The sequence below is a fragment of the Mesorhizobium sp. RCAM 06353 genome, from assembly GCF_059683585.1.
On the sequence record NZ_CM185031.1, the window covers coordinates 212567 to 230816 of the forward strand.

General features: G+C 63.9%; 14 protein-coding genes. 8 read left to right on the forward strand and 6 right to left on the reverse strand.

Annotated elements, in window-relative coordinates:
• Nucleotides 1-8: 8 nt before the first annotated feature.
• Both fhuB and AC56QX_RS00935 read right to left on the reverse strand, forming a co-directional pair.
• A complete protein-coding gene (fhuB, locus tag AC56QX_RS00930; RefSeq protein ID WP_497113305.1) occupies nt 9-2057 on the reverse strand; it encodes a Fe(3+)-hydroxamate ABC transporter permease FhuB in 2049 nt (682 codons plus the stop codon).
• Nucleotides 2050-2928 (reverse strand): ABC transporter substrate-binding protein, encoded by an 879-nt coding sequence (locus AC56QX_RS00935; protein ID WP_497118057.1) that lies wholly within the window; start codon nt 2926-2928, stop codon nt 2050-2052. Before AC56QX_RS00935 ends, fhuB begins: the two co-directional genes overlap by 8 nt.
• A gap of 456 nt (nt 2929-3384) precedes the next feature.
• On the opposite strand from AC56QX_RS00935, the gene AC56QX_RS00940 reads away from it, so the two are divergent.
• Nucleotides 3385-3726 (forward strand): hypothetical protein, encoded by a 342-nt coding sequence (locus tag AC56QX_RS00940; protein ID WP_475453453.1) that lies wholly within the window; start codon nt 3385-3387, stop codon nt 3724-3726.
• A gap of 50 nt (nt 3727-3776) precedes the next feature.
• Here the strand turns inward: AC56QX_RS00940 and ggt are convergent, their stop codons facing one another.
• The 3 genes from ggt to AC56QX_RS00955 all read right to left on the reverse strand — a co-directional run bounded on the left by ggt (nt 3777) and on the right by AC56QX_RS00955 (nt 9102).
• Nucleotides 3777-5516, reverse strand: coding sequence for a gamma-glutamyltransferase (gene ggt, locus AC56QX_RS00945; protein WP_497113306.1), 1740 nt, complete (start codon nt 5514-5516; stop codon nt 3777-3779).
• A 95-nt stretch (nt 5517-5611) separates the two neighbouring features.
• Nucleotides 5612-6904 (reverse strand): L-rhamnose catabolism isomerase, encoded by a 1293-nt coding sequence (rhaI, locus tag AC56QX_RS00950; RefSeq protein ID WP_497113308.1) that lies wholly within the window; start codon nt 6902-6904, stop codon nt 5612-5614.
• Nucleotides 6905-6999: 95 nt separating this feature from the next.
• Nucleotides 7000-9102, reverse strand: a complete 2103-nt coding sequence (locus AC56QX_RS00955; protein ID WP_497113309.1) for a bifunctional rhamnulose-1-phosphate aldolase/short-chain dehydrogenase — start codon at nt 9100-9102, stop codon at nt 7000-7002.
• A 184-nt stretch (nt 9103-9286) separates the two neighbouring features.
• Between AC56QX_RS00955 and AC56QX_RS00960 the strand changes: the two genes are divergently transcribed.
• The 7 genes from AC56QX_RS00960 to AC56QX_RS00990 all read left to right on the forward strand — a co-directional run bounded on the left by AC56QX_RS00960 (nt 9287) and on the right by AC56QX_RS00990 (nt 16423).
• Nucleotides 9287-10090: a DeoR/GlpR family DNA-binding transcription regulator gene (locus tag AC56QX_RS00960; protein WP_013897232.1), complete on the forward strand. Its 804-nt coding sequence runs from the start codon at nt 9287-9289 to the stop codon at nt 10088-10090.
• Between the two features lie 55 nt (nt 10091-10145).
• The gene (rhaS, locus tag AC56QX_RS00965; RefSeq protein ID WP_027043425.1) at nt 10146-11141 is read left to right on the forward strand and encodes a rhamnose ABC transporter substrate-binding protein; all 996 of its coding nucleotides are present in this window, start codon (nt 10146-10148) and stop codon (nt 11139-11141) included.
• An 84-nt stretch (nt 11142-11225) separates the two neighbouring features.
• Nucleotides 11226-12767 carry a sugar ABC transporter ATP-binding protein gene (locus AC56QX_RS00970; RefSeq protein ID WP_497113310.1) on the forward strand — a complete coding sequence of 514 codons (1542 nt, stop codon included), beginning with the start codon at nt 11226-11228 and terminating at the stop codon, nt 12765-12767.
• Nucleotides 12764-13741 (forward strand): ABC transporter permease, encoded by a 978-nt coding sequence (locus AC56QX_RS00975; protein WP_497113311.1) that lies wholly within the window; start codon nt 12764-12766, stop codon nt 13739-13741. The genes AC56QX_RS00970 and AC56QX_RS00975 overlap by 4 nt, the downstream gene beginning before the upstream one ends.
• Nucleotides 13738-14733: an ABC transporter permease gene (locus AC56QX_RS00980; protein WP_497113312.1), complete on the forward strand. Its 996-nt coding sequence runs from the start codon at nt 13738-13740 to the stop codon at nt 14731-14733. The genes AC56QX_RS00975 and AC56QX_RS00980 overlap by 4 nt, the downstream gene beginning before the upstream one ends.
• Nucleotides 14733-15050 (forward strand): L-rhamnose mutarotase, encoded by a 318-nt coding sequence (gene rhaM / locus AC56QX_RS00985; RefSeq protein ID WP_497113313.1) that lies wholly within the window; start codon nt 14733-14735, stop codon nt 15048-15050. Before AC56QX_RS00980 ends, rhaM begins: the two co-directional genes overlap by 1 nt.
• Nucleotides 15047-16423, forward strand: coding sequence for an FGGY-family carbohydrate kinase (locus AC56QX_RS00990; RefSeq protein ID WP_497113314.1), 1377 nt, complete (start codon nt 15047-15049; stop codon nt 16421-16423). The genes rhaM and AC56QX_RS00990 overlap by 4 nt, the downstream gene beginning before the upstream one ends.
• Here AC56QX_RS00990 and AC56QX_RS00995 read toward each other — a convergent pair whose 3' ends face one another.
• Nucleotides 16424-18250, reverse strand: coding sequence for an alanine racemase (locus AC56QX_RS00995; RefSeq protein ID WP_497113315.1), 1827 nt, complete (start codon nt 18248-18250; stop codon nt 16424-16426).

Here is an 18250-nt window from a genome sequence, read left to right on the forward strand (position 1 = left end):
AACAAAATTTAGCGGCGGCGCAAGAGCCACATCAGCACCGGGCCGCCGATCAGCGTGGCGACGAGGCCGGCCGGGATCTGGCGCGGGAAGATGGCGGTGCGGCCGATCCAGTCGGCGCAGACCATGATCAGCGCGCCTACGAGCACCGCGCCGACGGCTTGCGGCTGCGCGCGCGACAGGCCGAGGCGGCGGGCAAGGTGCGGCGCCATCAGGCCGATGAAGGTCAGCGGCCCGACCACAAGCGTGGAGGCGGCGGTGAGTGCTGCGACCATCAACAGCACCAGAAGCCGCGTTGCCCGCAGGTTGACGCCAAGGCTTTGCACCGCAGCGGATCCGAGCGGCAGCATGTCCAGCCAGCGCATGAAGAGCGGGGCAAGCAGAAACAGGCAAAAGGCGATGGACGAGGTGAAAAACGCCGAACCCGCGTCGACGCCATAGGTGGAGCCGGTGAGCCAGTTGAGCAAAAGCATGGCTCGCGGTTCGCCGGTGGCGGTGAGCACCAGGATCAGCGCGTCGAACAAAGCCGTCAAAGCGACGCCCGCCAGCAGCAACCGCTCCGGAGCATAGGCGGCGCGGCGGCCGATCGCCAGCGTCACCAGCAAAGCGGCGAAGGCACCGATGGTGGCGGCGGCGGTCTGCTCCGGACGGCCGGCATCTGACAGCGAAAACAGCGCCACCATCATGCCGAGCGCGGCGCCGGCGCTGATGCCGAGCACTTCAGGGCTGGCCATCGGATTGCCGGTGAGACGCTGCATCATCAGGCCCGCCAGCGCCAGCATGGCGCCGGCGGCCAGCGCGGCACACACTCTGGGCAGCCGCCAGGACAACAAAGGCTGCAGCTGATCGCCGGACGCGAATGTCCAGCCATGTGGCCCCGGCGCGTAAAGCAAGGCCAGTCCAAGCAGCAGAAGCAGCAGGCCGCCGATCGCCGCAAGCAAGAGGCCGGTATGACGGGCGCGCGACAGGTTCTGCGACCCGAGTGCCGGCGTTTCCAGGCCGAGCGCGAGGCGCGGCAGCAGCCAGAGCAACAGCGGCGCGCCGAGAAGCGCTGTCATCGCGCCGGTCGGCAGCAGATCGCCATGCGGTCCGGTCGCGATCTGCACGCCCTGATCGGCGGCCCACAGCAAGCCGCCGCCGATGAGCGGCGCCATCACCAGTTGCTGGCCGAGCCGGCGGGCGCCGCCGATGCGGGCGAGCGTCGCGGCGGCAAGGCCGACGAAGCCGATGACACCAACGGCGGCGACGACGAAGGCGATCAGCGCGACCGCCGCCGCCAGTCCGGCAAAGCGATAGGCGCCGAGCGGGACGCCCAGGCTGCGCGCGCCTTCATCGTCGAGGCCAAGCAAGGTCAGCGGCCGCACCATCAGGCCGATCAGCAACGCGGCGGCACCCAGGCGCGGCAAAAGCCACAGCGTCGTCGACCAGTCCTGCTGGCCGAGCGACCCGGCGCCCCAGATGAACAGGCTGGCCAGCCATTCATGCCGCAGCACCACCAGGGCGGCACCAATGGCGCCGGCATAGAGGCTGACGACGAGCCCGGCGAGCACCACCGAGAGCGGCGACAGGCCCTTGTGCCAGGACAGCGCGAAGACCGCGGCGAGAGCCGTGAAGGCACCGGCAAGGGCCACCCATTCGCGGCCGAAGGCAAGCAGCGACGGCGCAAGAAGCGTCGCTAGCGCCAGCGCCAGATGGGCGCCGGCCGAGACGCCGACGGTTTCGGGCGAGGCGAGCGGGTTGCGCAGGACCTGTTGCAGCACAGTCCCGGCCAAACCGAGGGCCGCGCCGCAGAGAAGGCTGACGGCGAGCCTGGGCAGGAAGGCGTAATGGACGAGCACCTGCCGCATGTCGTCGATATCGGGGCTGGCGAGCGCATCGAGCCAGAGCGCCGGCGGCAACTGCACGACGAGGTTAGAGAGGGTCGCTGCGGCTGCGGCGCCAAGAAGCACGACGCAAAGCAGAATCGCTCCCAGGGGATATCTGTCTGATATGTGAGACGACGACGCACGACCGGAGACGAGGCCGGCGTCGCCGGACAAGATTGCTTGCTGCTCAGCCACCGGCGTGCTCCGCCGTCAGCGCCGCGGCCAGCAGCCGGGCAAAGCGGCTCGCCGAAGGCAGCGCGCCGAACATCAGCGCTGGGGCAAGGCGCATGATCGAGCGGTTGCGCACGAAAGGCATGGCGTTCCAGACCGGGCTTTCGGTCAGCGTGCCGGCCGCCCCTTCGGGCAGGGGTTCGAGATAGGCAAGGCGCGCATCGCTCGAGGTCGCCAGGCCGTCGATGCCGACGGTTGCAAATCCCCAGTAATTTGTCTCACCAGTCCAGGCGTTGCGGATGCCTATGCGGTCGAACACTGCCTGAAACAGGCTCTTTTCGCCATAGATGCGCACATTGCGCGGATCGAGGAAGTTGACGACGTAGATCGGCCGCGCCGAAAGCGGTTCCAGCTGCTGCCTGACATCAGAGAAATAAACCTCCGTCGCCGCGATCAGTGCTTCTCCTTCGCTTTCCTTGCCGACAAGAGCTGCCAGTTGCCGGGTCGCCACGATCGCGCGCCGATAAGGCTGGCCATCCGGCGTGTAGATGCCGATCGTCGTTACCGGCGCCACGCGTTCGAGCAGCGACTTGATGCCGTCGAGATAGGGAGTGGAGAGGATGATGTCGGGGCGAAGCTGCTGCAGGAATTCGAGATTTGGCTCCAGGATTGTGCCGATATCGGCAACCTGCGGCGGCAGTGGCGGCTCGACTACCCACTTCTCCCAGATTTCGCGGTCGGCGACGGCGATTGGCGTAACGCCGAGCGTGAGCAAGGTCTCCGCCAGCCCGTCATCCAGGCAGACGATACGCAGCGGCGGCTTTGCCTCGGCCGCCCGTGGCATGAGTGCGGCCAAGGGCAATCCAAACAGCGCGAACGCGCCGCGCCGGGTTATCAAGCCACGCGCGCGATTGGCTATCCTGCCTGGCCGGGTTTCCTGGTCTTTTTCCAAATTTGGCGTGCCTGTCTGGAACTCTGGCCTCGAGCGGCCTATGCCGGTTGACTATGAAACATGACTTTCATAGTCAACATTAAAGATGCCACCAGGAGTGAACAATCTAGCGGTCGCATGTCGGGCGCTGCGACTCCCCGCCGCAGTCGCGCAGTGCATGCCGACGCCGAATTGATCGGCGGCATCATCTTTTCCCCGCGAACTCGGTCCATATGGAATGATATGGCGGCGTGCCATCCGAGTGCGGACGCGTGTTGCATCCGAGCCAGGCGCCCGAAAAAGCGGTGACAAGTGCGGCCGGAACGTGTTGAAGATGACCGTCAACACATAGAGGGATGTGCGATCGGGTTGCACTCGGCAAGTGTTGATGGTTTGTTGCCGGTCAGCGGAGAACGAGTGATGCGAGAATCCATCGGTCAAGACGAATACGGGTCGGCGAACCCCTTCGATCCGGACGACCTGCCCAATCTGAACGCGATCGGGCCGGGGATCGGCAACAATGATTTCGAGAAATACGCTGTCGCCGTGATCATCGTGTTCGGCGCCCTGATCATTGGCGGCCTGATGGCCGCATCGATGACCTTCGGCCATCGCAACGGGTTCCTCTTCGCACTTGGCGGCGCCACCTCGGCCTGGATTTCCGGAAACGCGCTCCTGCTCGACCGGCCGCGCATCTACGCGCTGTTCGTCGGCATCGCCGCCCTGATGCTGATCGCATCGACCGTCACGCTGGTGACCTGACGGTCCTTGCCGGGCCGCGAACCAGAACCTCTCCGAGAGCCCAACCGATATCAATATCCGAGTGCTTCGCCCGATGCCGCTCGGCTGTCGATGGCACCATTGTAGCGCGCGCCGCCGCCCTTCTCGATTTCCGCCAGGCTCTTGCCGCCGACGAGGATGCCCGCAGCCTGGCCCCAGGTCTGGTTACTCAGATCAAGATGATAACCCATGCCGGCCAGCAGTCTTTCGGTGTCCGGCGACAGGCCGAACGGCTCGACGTAGACCGTGTCGGGCAGCCATTGGTGGTGGATGCGCGGCGCGTCGATCGCTTCCTGGATATTCATGCCATGGTCGATGACATTGACGATCGCTTCCAGAGTGATGGTGATGATGCGCGAGCCGCCCGGACTGCCGATGACCATGAACGGCTTGCCGTCCCTGGCGACGATGGTCGGGCTCATCGATGAGAGCGGCGTCTTCTTCGGCTGGATGGCGTTGGCCTCGCCCTGGACCAGACCGTAGAGGTTGGGAACGCCGGGCTTCTGGGTGAAATCGTCCATCTCGTTGTTGAGCAGGATGCCGGTGCCGTCGGCAACCACGCCGGCGCCGAAGGAGCCATTCAGCGTGTAGGTGACCGCGACCGCGTTGCCGTCCTTGTCGATGATCGAATAGTGCGTCGTCTCCTTCGACTCGCCAAAGCCCTTCGGCATGAGGTCCTGCGAGACGCCGGCCCGGAACGGATCGATCTTGTCGCGGATGTCCTTAGCGTAGCCCTTGTCCAGCAGCTTCGAGACCGGATTGTCGACGAAATCAGGGTCGCCCAGCGCCGAATTGCGGTCGACATAGGCATGGCGCATGGCCTCGACCATGACATGCACCGTCTCGGCCGACCCTGCGCCGAGATAGGACAGCGGATAGCCTTCCAGCACATTGAGGATTTCGCAGATGATGACGCCGCCGGAACTCGGCGGTGGCGAGGAAGTGATCTCGTAGCCGCGATAGGTGCAAGTCACGGGTTTCAGCTCGCGCACCGCATATTGCTCGAAATCCGGCTTGGCCAGGATGCCGCCCTTGGCGCCGCTCGCCTTGACGATGGCGTCGGCGATGGCGCCTTTGTAGAAGGCATCGGGGCCTTCTTCCGAGATGGCCGAGAGCGAGGCGGCAAGGTCAGGCTGGGTGAGCCGCTCGCCGATGCCGTAGGGCTTGCCGTCCGGTTTCAAGAAGGCTGCCGCCGCCGCAGGGTCTTTCGCCAGCCGACCCGCGCTGCCGGCAAAAGAAGCGGCATCGCCTTGATTGAGGACGAAGCCATCCTTGGCATAGGTGATCGCCGGCGCCATCAGATCCTGCCTGGACAGTGTGCCGTATTTTTCGCGCGCCATCTCAAAACCGGCCACCGAACCCGGCACGCCAACGGCGAGATAGCCGTCGAGGCTGGCGCCCTTCACCGGGTTGCCGTCCTTGTCGAGATACATGGTCTTGGTCGCCGCCTGCGGCGCGCGCTCGCGGAAATCGAGGAAGGTCGATTTGCCATCGGCGAAACGGATGGTCATGAAGCCGCCGCCGCCGATGTTGCCGGCATTGGGGTAGACCACAGCCAGAGCATAGCCGACGGCCACAGCCGCATCGACGGCATTGCCGCCCTTCTTCAACACCTCGACGCCGACTTCCGACGCCAGATGCTGGGCCGTCACCACCATGCCGTGTTCGCCCTTGGCCGGTGCGGGTGACGCGGCGAACGTCGGTGGCAGCGAAGCGAGCGCAAAAGCGAAGGAAAGACTGGCGGCGATCAATGTCCGACGGGTGAGATGCATTGCGGGTTCTCCTGGCGGGACGCCCAGAAGAGCCCGTTGCAGTGGCCAAGTCCACCATCAAGGGTGGCCAGCCGGATCAATTCAGATGTCAGGCCTTAGACAATTCCGCCCGAGCCGCCGGCGACAGCCGGGCGTTCGGCCGCGACCTTGGCGCGGTAGCCCGCTGCCCGGTAGGCGGCTACGGGATCGATGGCGCCGCCAGTGTTCAGCCGCGCCATGGCCAGGATCGGCTCGACATCGGTGCGGTAAGCCACCTTCAGCGTCTGCGTCGCCATCAGCGCGTCATTGCCGTCCTGAAAGCCTCCCAGCGCCTTGCGGTCAACCAGCAGCGCCTGCGCATAGGCCCGCTGCACCTCGACCGCCGACAGCATCAGGCTTTCGATCGGATCGGTGACGTTGTGGCTCTGGTCGAGCATGTGGGCGGGATCGAAACCCTCAGCGCCGGACAGTTCGGCATCGACCAGTTCGTTGAAGACGAGGAACAGCCGGTAGGGGTCGATCGAGCCGGCGTCGAGATCATCGTCGCCATATTTCGAATCGTTGAAGTGGAAGCCGCCGAGTTTTTTGAACTGGATCAGCCGCGAGACAATCATCTCGATGTTGACGTTGGGCGCGTGGTGGCCGAGGTCGACAAGGCAGAACGCCTTCTCGCCCAGCTCCTTGGCGATGAGGTAGTTGGTGCCCCAATCCTGCACGACGGTGGAATAGAAGGCCGGCTCGTACATCTTGTGCTCGGTGAACAGCTTCCAGTCCGCCGGCAGTCCGACATAGACCTCCTTCATCGCGTCGAGATAACGCTCGAACGCCTTGCCGAAATTGACCTGGCCGGGAAAATTCGAGCCGTCGCCGATCCACACCGTCAGCGCCTTGGAGCCAAGTGTCTTGCCGATCTCGATGCATTCGAGATTGTGCTCGACCGCTTGCCGGCGGGTGCCGGCATCGGCATGCGACAGCGAGCCGAATTTGTAGGAGAGTTTCTGGTCCCTGGCATCCGAGAAGGTGTTGGAGTTCATGGCGTCGAAGCCGAGACCGAAGCGCGAAGCGGCCTGCTTCAGCCGGTTCGGGTCGGCCTTGTCCCAAGGGATGTGCAGCGAAACGGTTGGTGTCGCCTGCGTTAATTGGCTGATGACGGCGCAATCCTCGATCTTGTCGAAGATGTCGCGCGGCTCGCCGGCGCCGGGAAAACGGGCAAAGCGGGTGCCACCGGTGCCGACGCCCCAGGACGGGATCGCCACGGCGAATTTCTCGACCTTGTCGCGGATGGCGTCGATTGCGATGCCGCGACGGTCGAGGCGTTCGCCGAGCGAGGCGTAGTCGCGCTCGAGGTTGGCCTTGCGGGCGGTGTTGTGACTGGCGACGAGATCGGCGGAGATGATGGTTTCGGACAAACTGCTATTCCTCCCAAATGCGTTGCGTCAGCGCTGCCCCTCATCCGGCCCTTCGGGCCACCTTCTCCCCGTGAACGGGGAGAAGGAAGAAAGGCCTAGCGCGTAAAGCTCTGCGCGTTGCCGGCGTCGACGTTGATGATGTTGCCGGTCGACTTGGCCGACATGTCGGAAGCGAAGAAATAGATCGCCTCGGCGATGTCTTCCGGAAAGACCGAGCGCTTCAGCATCGAGCGCGAGCGGTAGTGTTCTTCGAGATCGTCCGTGGACATCTTGTAGGCGGCGGCGCGCTGTTCTTTCCACTCGCCGGTCCAGATTTTCGAGCCGCGCAGCACCGCGTCCGGATTGACGACGTTGACCCGGATCTGTGCCTCCGCGCCCTCCAGCGCCAGGCAGCGGGCGAGATGGATCTCGGCAGCCTTGGCGGTACAGTAGGCGGCGGCGTTGGGCGATGCGGCAAGGCCGTTCTTGGAAGCAACGAAGACGACGTTGCCACCGATCATCTGCACCCGAAACAGCCGGAACGCTTCCCGCGAGACCAGGAAATAGCCGGTGGACAGGATGTCCATGTTCTTGTTCCACAGTGCCAGCGACGTCTCCTCGATCGGCGCCGAGGAGGCGAGACCGGCATTCGACACCAAAATGTCGATGCCGCCGAACTCGACCGCCGTCTCGGCAAAGCCGGAAACCACCTGATCCTCGGAGGTGACGTTGATGACCACCGGCCGGACGAAATCCTTGCCATAGGCCTTGGCCAGTTCTTCATTGGCGCTGGCGAGCGCCGCCTCGTCGATGTCGGCGAGCACCACGCAGGCGCCTTCGCGCAGCAGGCGGTTGGCGGTCGCGCGGCCGATGCCGCCGGCGCCGCCGGTGACCAGGGCGATCTGGCCAGCGAGCGACTTCGGCTTCGGCATGCGCTGCAGCTTCAAATCCTCGAGCAGCCAGTATTCGATGTTAAAGGCCTCCTGCGCGGGCAGGCCGACATATGACGAGACGGTCGAGGCGCCGCGCATGACATTGATGGCGTTGACGTAGAACTCGCCCGAGATGCGCGCCGTCGCCTTGTCGCCGGCAAAGGTGAACATGCCGACGCCGGGCATCAGGTAGACGACAGCGTTGGGATCGCGGATGGCCGGCGAGTCCGGATGCTTGCAGCTGTCGTAATAGGCCTGGTAGCCGACACGGTAGGCCGCAACATCATCGGCAAGGCGCGCAATCACCGCATCGACATCGGGCTTGGCCGGATCGAATTCTATGACCAGAGGCCGAATCTTGGTGCGCAGGAAATGGTCGGGGCAGGAGGTGCCGAGTGCCGCCAGCGGGCGCAAATCCCTGGAGTTGACGAATTCGAGCACGGCGGCGGAATCGTCGAAATGGCCGAGCTTGTGGCTCTTTTCCGAGATCAGGCCGCGGATTTTCGGCATCAGTTTCGCCGCGATGGCGCGGCGCTCAGCGGCGTCGAGCGACTTGACCACTTCGCCACCGAAAATAGCGAGGCCCTCGGAGCGGCGCTCGAACCACTCGATCGCCTGGTTGATGACCGAGATCGTCGTCTCGTAGCATTCCTTGGGCGTGTCGCCCCAGGTGAACAGACCGTGGCTTTCCAGGATGACGCCCTTGGCGGCGGGATGTTCGAGACAGAACTTCTCCAGCCACAGGCCAAGTTCGAAGCCCGGCCGCTTCCACGGCAGCCAGCCGATGGCATCGCCGAAGATCTCCTTGGTCAGCGCCCTGGAATCTTTCGCCGCGGCAATCGCGATGATGGCATCGGGATGCATGTGGTCGACAAACGGCTTCGGCACATAGGCGTGCAGCGGCGTGTCGATCGAGGCCGCGCGGGGGTTCAAATTGAACGTGCAGTGCGGCAGGAAGCCGACCATCTCGTCCTCGTGCTCAACGCCGCGATAGAGACCTTTCAGCGCGCGCAATTTGTCCATGTAGAGCGTGGCGAAACCGTCAAGCTTGATCGAGGCGCTGTCGCCGCCCGAGCCCTTGACCCAAAGCACCTCGGCGTTCTCGCCGGTGAGCGGGTCTTTCTGCCAGATCTTGGACGAAGTGTTGCCGCCGCCGTAGTTGGTGACGCGCTTGTCGGAACCGAGCGTGTTCGAGCGATAGACCAGAAGCTCGGGATCGGTCATTCCCTTGGATTTCGCATCATCCCACAGATTGGCAAGGCGCGAGCCGGAGCGCTTGTCGAGCATAGGTATCCTCCCTGGGACGCAAAAAACGGCAGTCCATTTTGCCGGGAATGTCTACGCACGCAGGCCGATTGTCAATCATAAACGATCAAGATCGATCATATTGCACTGCACAATGAAATTATATGATCGGAAATGATTGACACTGCTCGTTTTGAGTGCCTAGATGGCCAGGCAGGGAGGAACCATGCACGAAAAAGAGCGCCACAGGATCATTCTGTCCGCCGTCCAGGAAAAACCTGTGGTGACGGTGCAGGAGATGGTCGACCTGACGGAGTCGTCCGAGGCGACGATCCGGCGCGATATCGCGGCCCTCCACGTGCAAAAGCGCCTGCGCCGGGTGCGCGGCGGCGCCGAGGCGATCTCGCCACCGCAGTTCATCGGCCTGGCCGGCCGGCCGTTTTCCGTCAACGAAACGATCAATGCTTCGCAGAAGCGGGCGATTGCCCGCGAGGCTGTCGAATTGTGCGGCGATGGCGAACCGATCATCATCAATGGCGGCACCACCACCTTCCAGATGGTGCATTTCCTGACCGGCCGCCGCATGCCGATCTTCACCAATTCGTTCCCGATCGCCGAGCATTTGCTCAAGCACTCCAAGAACACGGTGATGTTGTCGGGCGGTACGATCTACCGTGAGCAGAACATCATCCTGTCGCCCTTCGACAATGACGTGACGCGCAATTTCTACGCACGCCGCATGTTCATGGGCGCTCAAGGGCTGGGGCCACTCGGCCTGATGGAAGGCGATCCGCTCTTGATCCAGGCGGAACAGAAATTGATCGACCAGGCTGACGAGCTGGTGGTGTTGGTCGACTCCTCGAAATTCCGCAAGCGCTCCAGCCTGATCCTGTGCGGACTGTCACGCATCGCCACCGTCATCACCGATGATGGCATCGAGGATCGCGAAGCCAAGATGTTGGAGACCGCAGGCGTGACGCTGATCGTCGCCCGCAAGTCGGCAAAGGAAGAATCTTCACTGCAGGCCTGAGACACCCTCACGCCCGCAGCGACGATGGAATGCAACGCTCAAGGGAGGATATTCGATGAGCTTCTTGAAGAAATTGATGGTTACAGCGGCGTTTTCTGCCGCCATGTTCGTGAACGCAGCCTACGCCGAAAACGTCAAGATCGCGCTGGTGGTGAAGTCGCTCGGCAACGGCTTCTTCGACGCCGCCAACAAGGGCGCCGAAGAGGCGGCCAAGGAACTCGGCGATGTCGACATCATCTACACCGGCCCGACCAAGGCGACCGCCGAAGCGCAGATCGAAGTGGTCAACTCGCTGATCGCCCAGAAGGTCAACGCCATCGCGATTTCGGCCAATGACGCCGACGCGCTGGTGCCGGTGCTGAAGAAGGCCATGGAGCGCGGCATCACCGTCATCTCCTGGGATTCCGGCGTCGCCAAGGAAGGCCGCCAGCTTCACCTCAACCCATCCGACACCGGCCTGATCGGCGAGACCATCATCAAGCTCGCCGCCGACTATCTGCCGGAAGGCGGCGACGTCGCCATCCTGTCGGCTTCCTCGACCGCGACAAACCAGAACGCCTGGATCGACGCGGCCAAGAAAATACTGCCTGAGAAGTTCCCCAAGATCAAACTCGTCGCCACCGTCTATGGCGATGACGATTCGGCTAAGAGCACCGACGAAGCCAAGGGCCTGCTGAAGTCCTATCCGAACCTCAAGGCGATCATCGCGCCGACCACCGTCGGCGTCGTCGCCGCTGCCCAGGTCGTCACCGACGAGAACCTGATCGGCAAGGTCAATGTCACCGGCCTGGCGCTGCCGTCCGAGTTCAAGAAGTTCATCGACAACGGTGCTTCACAGGCCGTGGCTCTGTGGAACCCGATCGACCTCGGCTACTCGGCCGTCTACCTCGCCCATGATCTGGCGGTGAAGAAGGAAGAGGCCAAGCCCGGTGCGACGCTGTCGATCGGCCGCGTCGGCAAGGTCACGCTCGACGATAGCAACTCGGCTGCGATGGCTCCGCCCTTCCAGTTCGACAAGTCGAACATCGAGAAGTTCTCCAAGATCTATTGATCTCGGACCCTCTCAAGCTGTCGCGGCGGGGCTCACGTCCCGCCGCGACTTTAAACGGACCTTGTTTCAGGGCTTGATACGGATATGGACACGACAGCCCAACACGGCGCGGCAAAGGAGGGGCTTCCGACCCCCGCCCCACGCCTGACGCTGTCCGGCATCTCCAAGAGCTTTCCCGGCGTGCGCGCGCTGCATGATGTCAGCCTGTCGCTCTATCCCGGCCAGGTGACGGCGCTGATCGGCGAAAACGGCGCCGGCAAGTCGACGCTGGTCAAGATCATGACCGGCATCTACCAGCCCGACGCCGGCACGATCAGCATCGATGGCCAGGCGGTCACCCTGCACAGCGCGCATGCCGCCTTCGGCCATGGCGTCACCGCCATCCATCAGGAAACCGTGCTGTTCGACGATCTGAGCGTCGCCGAAAACATCTTTCTCGGCCATGCGCCGCGCTCGCGCTTTGGCACCATCGACTGGCGCACAATGCGCAAGAATTCGCGCGAAGTGCTCGACACCATGCATGCCGGCCATATCGACGCCGACGCGCGGCTGAAGGACCTCGGTATCGCCAACAAGCATCTGGTCGCCGTGGCGCGTGCCATGTCGATCGACGCGCAGATCGTCATCATGGACGAGCCGACGGCGGCACTTTCGATGAAGGAGATCGAGGAGCTGTTCCTGCTCATCGAGTTCCTCAAGAGCGAGGGCAAGGCGATCCTGTTCATCAGCCACAAGTTCGACGAGATCTACCGGATCGCCGACCGCTACACGGTGTTCCGCGACGGCGAGATGGTCGGCGAAGGCCTGATTAAGGATGCCGGCCAGAGCCAGATCGTGCGCATGATGGTCGGCCGCTCGGTCGACCACATCTTTCCGCAGCGCAAGACCGAGATCGGGGCGCCGGTGCTGTCCGTCTCCGGCCTGTCGCATCCGACCGAGTTCAACGACATCGGCTTCGAGCTGCACAAGGGCGAAATCCTCGGCTTTTACGGCCTTGTCGGTGCCGGGCGCAGCGAAGTGATGCAAGCGATATCGGGCATTACCCGCACCTCAGGCGGCAAGATCACGCTGGACGGCAAGGTGATCGTGCCGAAATCGGCGGCGGACTCAATCGAGGCCGGCATCGTCTACGTGCCGGAAGAACGCGGCAAGCAAGGCGTGGTGATCGGCCTGCCGATCTTCCAGAACGTCTCGCTGCCGTCGCTCAAGCGCACGTCGAAATCCGGCCTGCTGCGGCTGTCGGAGGAGTTTGCGCTCGCCCGCTCCTACACCGAGCGGCTTGACCTCAGGGCCTCGTCGCTCAGCCAAGACGTCGGCACGCTGTCGGGTGGCAACCAGCAGAAGATCGTCATCGCCAAATGGTTGGCAACCGCACCCAAGGTGATCATCCTGGACGAACCGACCAAAGGCATCGACATCGGCTCCAAGGCCGCCGTGCACGGCTTCATGGCCGAACTCGTCGCACAAGGCCTGTCGGTGATCATGGTGTCGTCGGAACTGCCGGAGATTCTCGGCATGTCCGACCGCGTCGTCGTCATGCGCGAGGGCCTTGTCGCGGCGGTCTACGACAACAAGGGGCTGGACGCCGAGACGCTGGTCCGGACGGCAGCGGGGATCGCGGCATGAAGGCTCTTCTGAAGCATCGCGAAATCTGGCTGGCTGCGGCCATCATCGTGCTGATCGGGCTGATCTCGACCCGCTTTCCCGGTTTCGCCGATCCCAGCAATCTGCGCCAGGTGTTCAACGACACCTCGATCCTGATGATCCTGGCGCTCGGCCAGATGGTTGTCATCCTGACCCGCTCGATCGACCTGTCCATGGCCTCCAACCTCTGCTTCACCGGCATGGTGGTGGCAATGCTGAACGCCGCGCATCCGGCAATCCCGATCCCGCTGCTGATCGTCATCGCACTGGCCGTCGGACTGGTGCTTGGCGCGATCAACGGCCTGCTGGTGTGGCGGCTGAACATCCCCTCGATCGTGGTGACTTTGGGCACACTGACTATTTATCGCGGCGCCACTTTCGTTCTGTCAGGCGGCGCCTGGGTCAATGCCGACAAGATGAGCCCGGAGTTCATCGGCTTTCAGCGCGCGGCGTTTCTTGGCATTCCGGTGCTGTCGTGGATCGCCATACTGGTCATCGCGTTGTTCTTCATCTTGATGACACGCACCGCGCTTGGCCGCTCGATCTATGCCATCGGCGTCAACCCGACGGCATCGGTCTATACCGGCATCGATGTCGGCCGGACCAAATTCATCGTCTTCTGCATCTCCGGCATGATCGGCGGGCTTGCCGGTTACCTCTGGATCTCGCGCTACGTGATCGCCTCGGTCGAGGTCGCCAACGGCTATGAGCTCAACATCATTGCCGCTTGCGTCATCGGCGGCATCTCCATCGCCGGCGGCATCGGCTCGGTCGGCGGCGCGGTGCTCGGCGCGCTGTTCCTCGGCATCATCTCCAACGCACTGCCGGTCATCAACATCTCGCCCTTCTGGCAGATGGCGATCTCGGGCAGCGCCATCATCCTGGCCGTCGTGCTCAATGCGCGCGGCGAACGCCAGCAGGGCCGCATCATCCTGAGAAAGGCGGAGGCGACATGACCGACATCCCTGCCCCGCGCCACATTCCCGACCGGCTCGACAAGCCGTTCCGCTCGGCGATCTTTTCCTGGGAAGCGCTGCTGGTCGTGGTGGCCGTGGCCATCTTCGCCATCAACAGCTTCGCCTCGCCCTATTTCCTCGACCCCTATTCGCTGTCGGACCTGACCTTCAACTTCACCGAGAAGGGCCTGATCGCCTTTGCCATGGCGCTGCTGATCATTTCGGGCGAGATCGACCTGTCGGTCGCCGCCATCATCGCGCTGGCCTCGACGATGATGGGCATGGCGGTACAGGCCGGCGCCGGCACGCCGGTGCTGGTGCTGATCGGCATCGTCGTCGGGCTCGGCTGCGGCGCCTTCAACGGACTGCTGGTGACAAGGCTCGGCCTGCCCTCCATCGTCGTCACCATCGGCACGATGAGCCTGTTTCGCGGTATCGCCTTCATCATTCTCGGCGACCAGGCCTATAAGGGTTATCCGGAAAGCTTCGCCTTCTTCGGCCAGGGTTACGTCTGGTGGGTTGTGTCGTTCGAACTGGTGCTCTTCCTCATCGCGGCTGTTGTCTACTGGTTCCTGTTGCACCGCACGAGTTTCGGTCGCCGCGTCTTTGCCATCGGCAACAACCCGATAGCTGCGCAGTTTTCCGGCGTGCGCGTTGGCCGTATCAAATTCATCCTGTTTTGCCTGACCGGGCTGATGTCGGGCATCGCCTCGGTGCTGATCACCTCGCGGCTCGGCTCGACAAGGCCGTCGATCGCTCAGGGCTACGAGCTCGAGGTGATCACCATGGTGGTGCTCGGCGGCGTCAGCATCCTGGGCGGTGCCGGCAGTATTGTCGGTGTCGTGCTCGCCGCCTTCATCATGGGGCTGGTGACCTTCGGGCTCGGCCTGCTCAACGTGCCCGGCATCGTCATGTCGATCTTCATCGGCCTGCTGCTGATCATCGTCATCGCCCTGCCGATCGTCTGGCGGCGGCTGCGCGGGGGACGCTGATGCCGGAGAAATATGCGTTCAAGATGAAGCTGAAGCCCGGCATGAAGGCGGAGTACAGGAAGCGCCACGACGAGATCTGGCCATTACTGGTCGCGCTGCTGAAGCAGGCCGGCGTTTCGGATTATTCCATCCATCTCGATGAGGAAACCAACATCCTGTTCGGCGTGCTGTGGCGGCGCGACGACCATGGCATGGCCGACCTGCCGAAGCATCCGGTGATGCAGCGCTGGTGGGCCCACATGGCCGACATCATGGAAACGAAACCGGACAACGAGCCGCTGGCCGTGCCCCTGGAAACCGTGTTCCATATGGCATGAGTGCTCTGCGCCATATCGCCGTCATCGACATCGGCAAGACCAACGCCAAGGTGGCGCTGGTCGACCTCGTTACGTTGAGCGAGGTGGCGCTGCGCCGCATGGCGAATGCGCCGCTGCGCCGGGCGCCCTACCCGCATCACGATGTCGAGGCGCTGTGGACGTTCATCCTCAACAGCCTGGCCAGCCTCAACCGCGAACAGCGCATCGACGCCATTTCGATCACCACCCACGGCGCGACGGGCGCGCTGGTCGACGCTTCGGGTGAACTCGTTTTGCCTGTCCTCGACTATGAGTTCGACGGCCCCGACAGGTTGGCGGCGGAGTATGACGCGATCCGTCCGCCCTTCGCTGAAACCGGCACGCCACGGCTGCCGCTCGGTCTCAATCTCGGCGCGCAGTTCTTCTGGCAGCAGAAGGGCTTTCCGGCCGAGTTTGCCAGGGCTGCGGCGATGCTGATGTACCCGCAATACTGGGCGCTGCGCCTCACTGGGGTCGCCGCCAACGAGGTGACGTCGCTCGGCTGCCATACCGATCTGTGGAGCCCGTGGAGTGCTGACTTTTCGACGATGGTCGACCGTCTGGATTGGCGCCGCCTGATGGCGCCGGTGCGGCCGGCCAGGGATCGCCTTGGCCCGATCCTGCCTGCGCTTGCCGCACGAACCGGCCTTGATCCGCAAACACCTGTGTTCTGCGGCCTGCATGATTCCAACGCCTCACTGCTGCCGCATCTCCTGTCCGACGCGCCGCCCTTCTCGGTCGTCTCGACCGGCACCTGGGTGGTGTCTATGGCCGTCGGTGGCAGAGAGATTGCGCTCGATCCGGCGCGCGATACGCTGGTCAATGTCAACGCGCTCGGCGATCCGGTACCGTCGGCCCGTTTCATGGGTGGCCGCGAGTTTTCGCTGCTCACTGCCGACAAGCCGCAGGATTGCAGCGGCAGCGATGTGCTGGCGGTCCTGGCAGACGAGACCTTGCTGCTGCCGTCGACCCAGCAGGGATCAGGGCCGTTCCCGCATCATGCCGCGACATGGCTCGATGCCGACGGCATCGACAACGGCCGGCGTTTTGCCGCCATCTCGTTCTATCTGGCGCTGATGACGGCGACCTGTCTCGATCTGATCGGCGCCGACGGCCCGACCACTGTCGAAGGGCCGTTTGCCCGCAACCGGCTGTTTGTCGGCATGCTGGCGGCAGCAACCGCACGCAGCGTCGTCGCATCGGAGGCCGCCACCGGCACCAGCATCGGCGCAGCATTGCTGGCATCGGATCAGGTAACGACGCACGGCAAGGGCGAAAGAACAGAGCCGCCAACCGACCCGGCCTGGGCCGAATACGTCAGCGCATGGCGCGCGGCGGTCAAAGCGTTAGGCTGATCACAGGATCCGCTTGCCGAAGGCCGACATGACGAAGTTCACCGTATCGGTGCCGATCCGCGGCTCCAGATCCGCGGTCAGGCCAGAAACATCCATCGACAGCAGCCCGCCGGAGAGCGCGATCGCCTCCATCGCCTGATGCGTCTCGCGCACCGTCAGCCCGCCGGAGCCGGCCGCCCAGCCGGCGAACTCGGTGGCCGTCGGCGAATAGCTGACATGAAAGCCTTGCGTGCCCGATGTGGCGATGCGGATCGCCTCGTGCATCAGGTCGCGCATGCCCATGGCGTCGATGTCGGTCATGGTGAAGGCCGACACCCGCGAATCCTTCAGCACCCGCGCCTCGGCCGGATCGGCATGGCGCAGTCCGACGATGACGACATTTTCCGGCGACAGCTGCGGCTGTAGCGCGCCGGGCTTGTGATCGAGGCCGAGGGTCCGGGCCAGCACCGACGCTTCCGGCAGGTCAATGCCGTCCTCGTCCTCGGGCATCAGGGCGGCAATGGAATCGATCCAGATCAGGCCGAAGGAATGGGTCGCGCGCGCCGTCGCGGTCAGCGCCTTGTGGGCGATACGGCGGTCGGTGCCAACACTCAGTCGGATCAACCCGGAGGGTGGCCGCTCTATGTCGGCGAGTTCGACGACGTCGAAATTCATCGCCTCCAGCCGCGCGCCGGTTCCCTCGCGAGCGAGGATGCCGGCGGCTTCCTGTTCAGCCGTGATCGACACCATCTTGCGGCCGGAAAAGTCGGCGACGTCGTGCATCGGCGCCTTCTCGACATATTCCGAGGTCATCGCCAGCAGCATGGCGCCGTAGCTCATTCGGAAGGCGACGCGGTCGCCGACTGTCGGCCGCGGATCGGCGTCTTGCACATCGAGCAGCAGATGGTCGCTGGAGGCACCGAGCACGCGTATCCCTTTTGCGATGGGAGTCAGCCCTTCGACCAGCACGTCCTCGCGGCCGATATTGGCGATGGCACGCAGCCGGTCGCCTTCGTCGGGGAAAACGGGCTGGTTGCCGAAAGCGTCGTAACCGGACTCGCCGATCGGCCGCGACGGCTTGAGCTTGACCTCGATGATGTCGCTGGTCAGGCGGCAGGCATCGGGTTCGAGTTCAGCCCATGGCACGTCGCGAAAGGTCTCGACACCGCCTTGCAGGATGGCTTCGCCGACCCTGAGATTGTTGATACCGGCGGGCAGCTTGCCTTCGAGCAGCAGCGTCAGCGACGACGAGGCGCCGCCCGAAATCCAGTCGAGGCTTTTGCCGGACAGGCGCTCGGTCTTGTAGGCGTGGGCGACGAGCTGCCCGAGATTCTCCGGCGTCGGCATGATGGCGCCGAAGCAGCCGAGATTGGTGCCGATGCCGGCAATGCGCACGCCCTTGAACTCGAGGATCCGCTCGACCGTGGGGATCAGGTCGCTCGGCCAGATGCCTTCGCGCAGATCGCCAAGGTCGATCATCAGCATGATGTCGTGGACGCGGCCCATGCGCTCGGCGATGCGCGAGATTTCGCGAATGGTGGCGAGTTCCGATTGCAGGCTGATGTCGACGGTGCGCACCGCCTCCTCGACGCGTGCCATGGGCGGGCTGCGCAGCAGCATGATCGGCGCGTTGATGCCGCTGTCGCGCAGCCGGCGGATGTTTTCGAAACGCGATTCGGCGATGCCGGCGACACCGCCGCGCAGCATGGCGCGCGCCACTTGTGGCATGCCGCAGGTGCCCTTGGTGACGCCGAACACCTTGATGCCCGACAGCGCGCAGCGCTCGACGATGGTACGCGCGTTGCGCTCGATGCGGCCAAGGTCGATGGCGACTTGCGGTCCCGACAT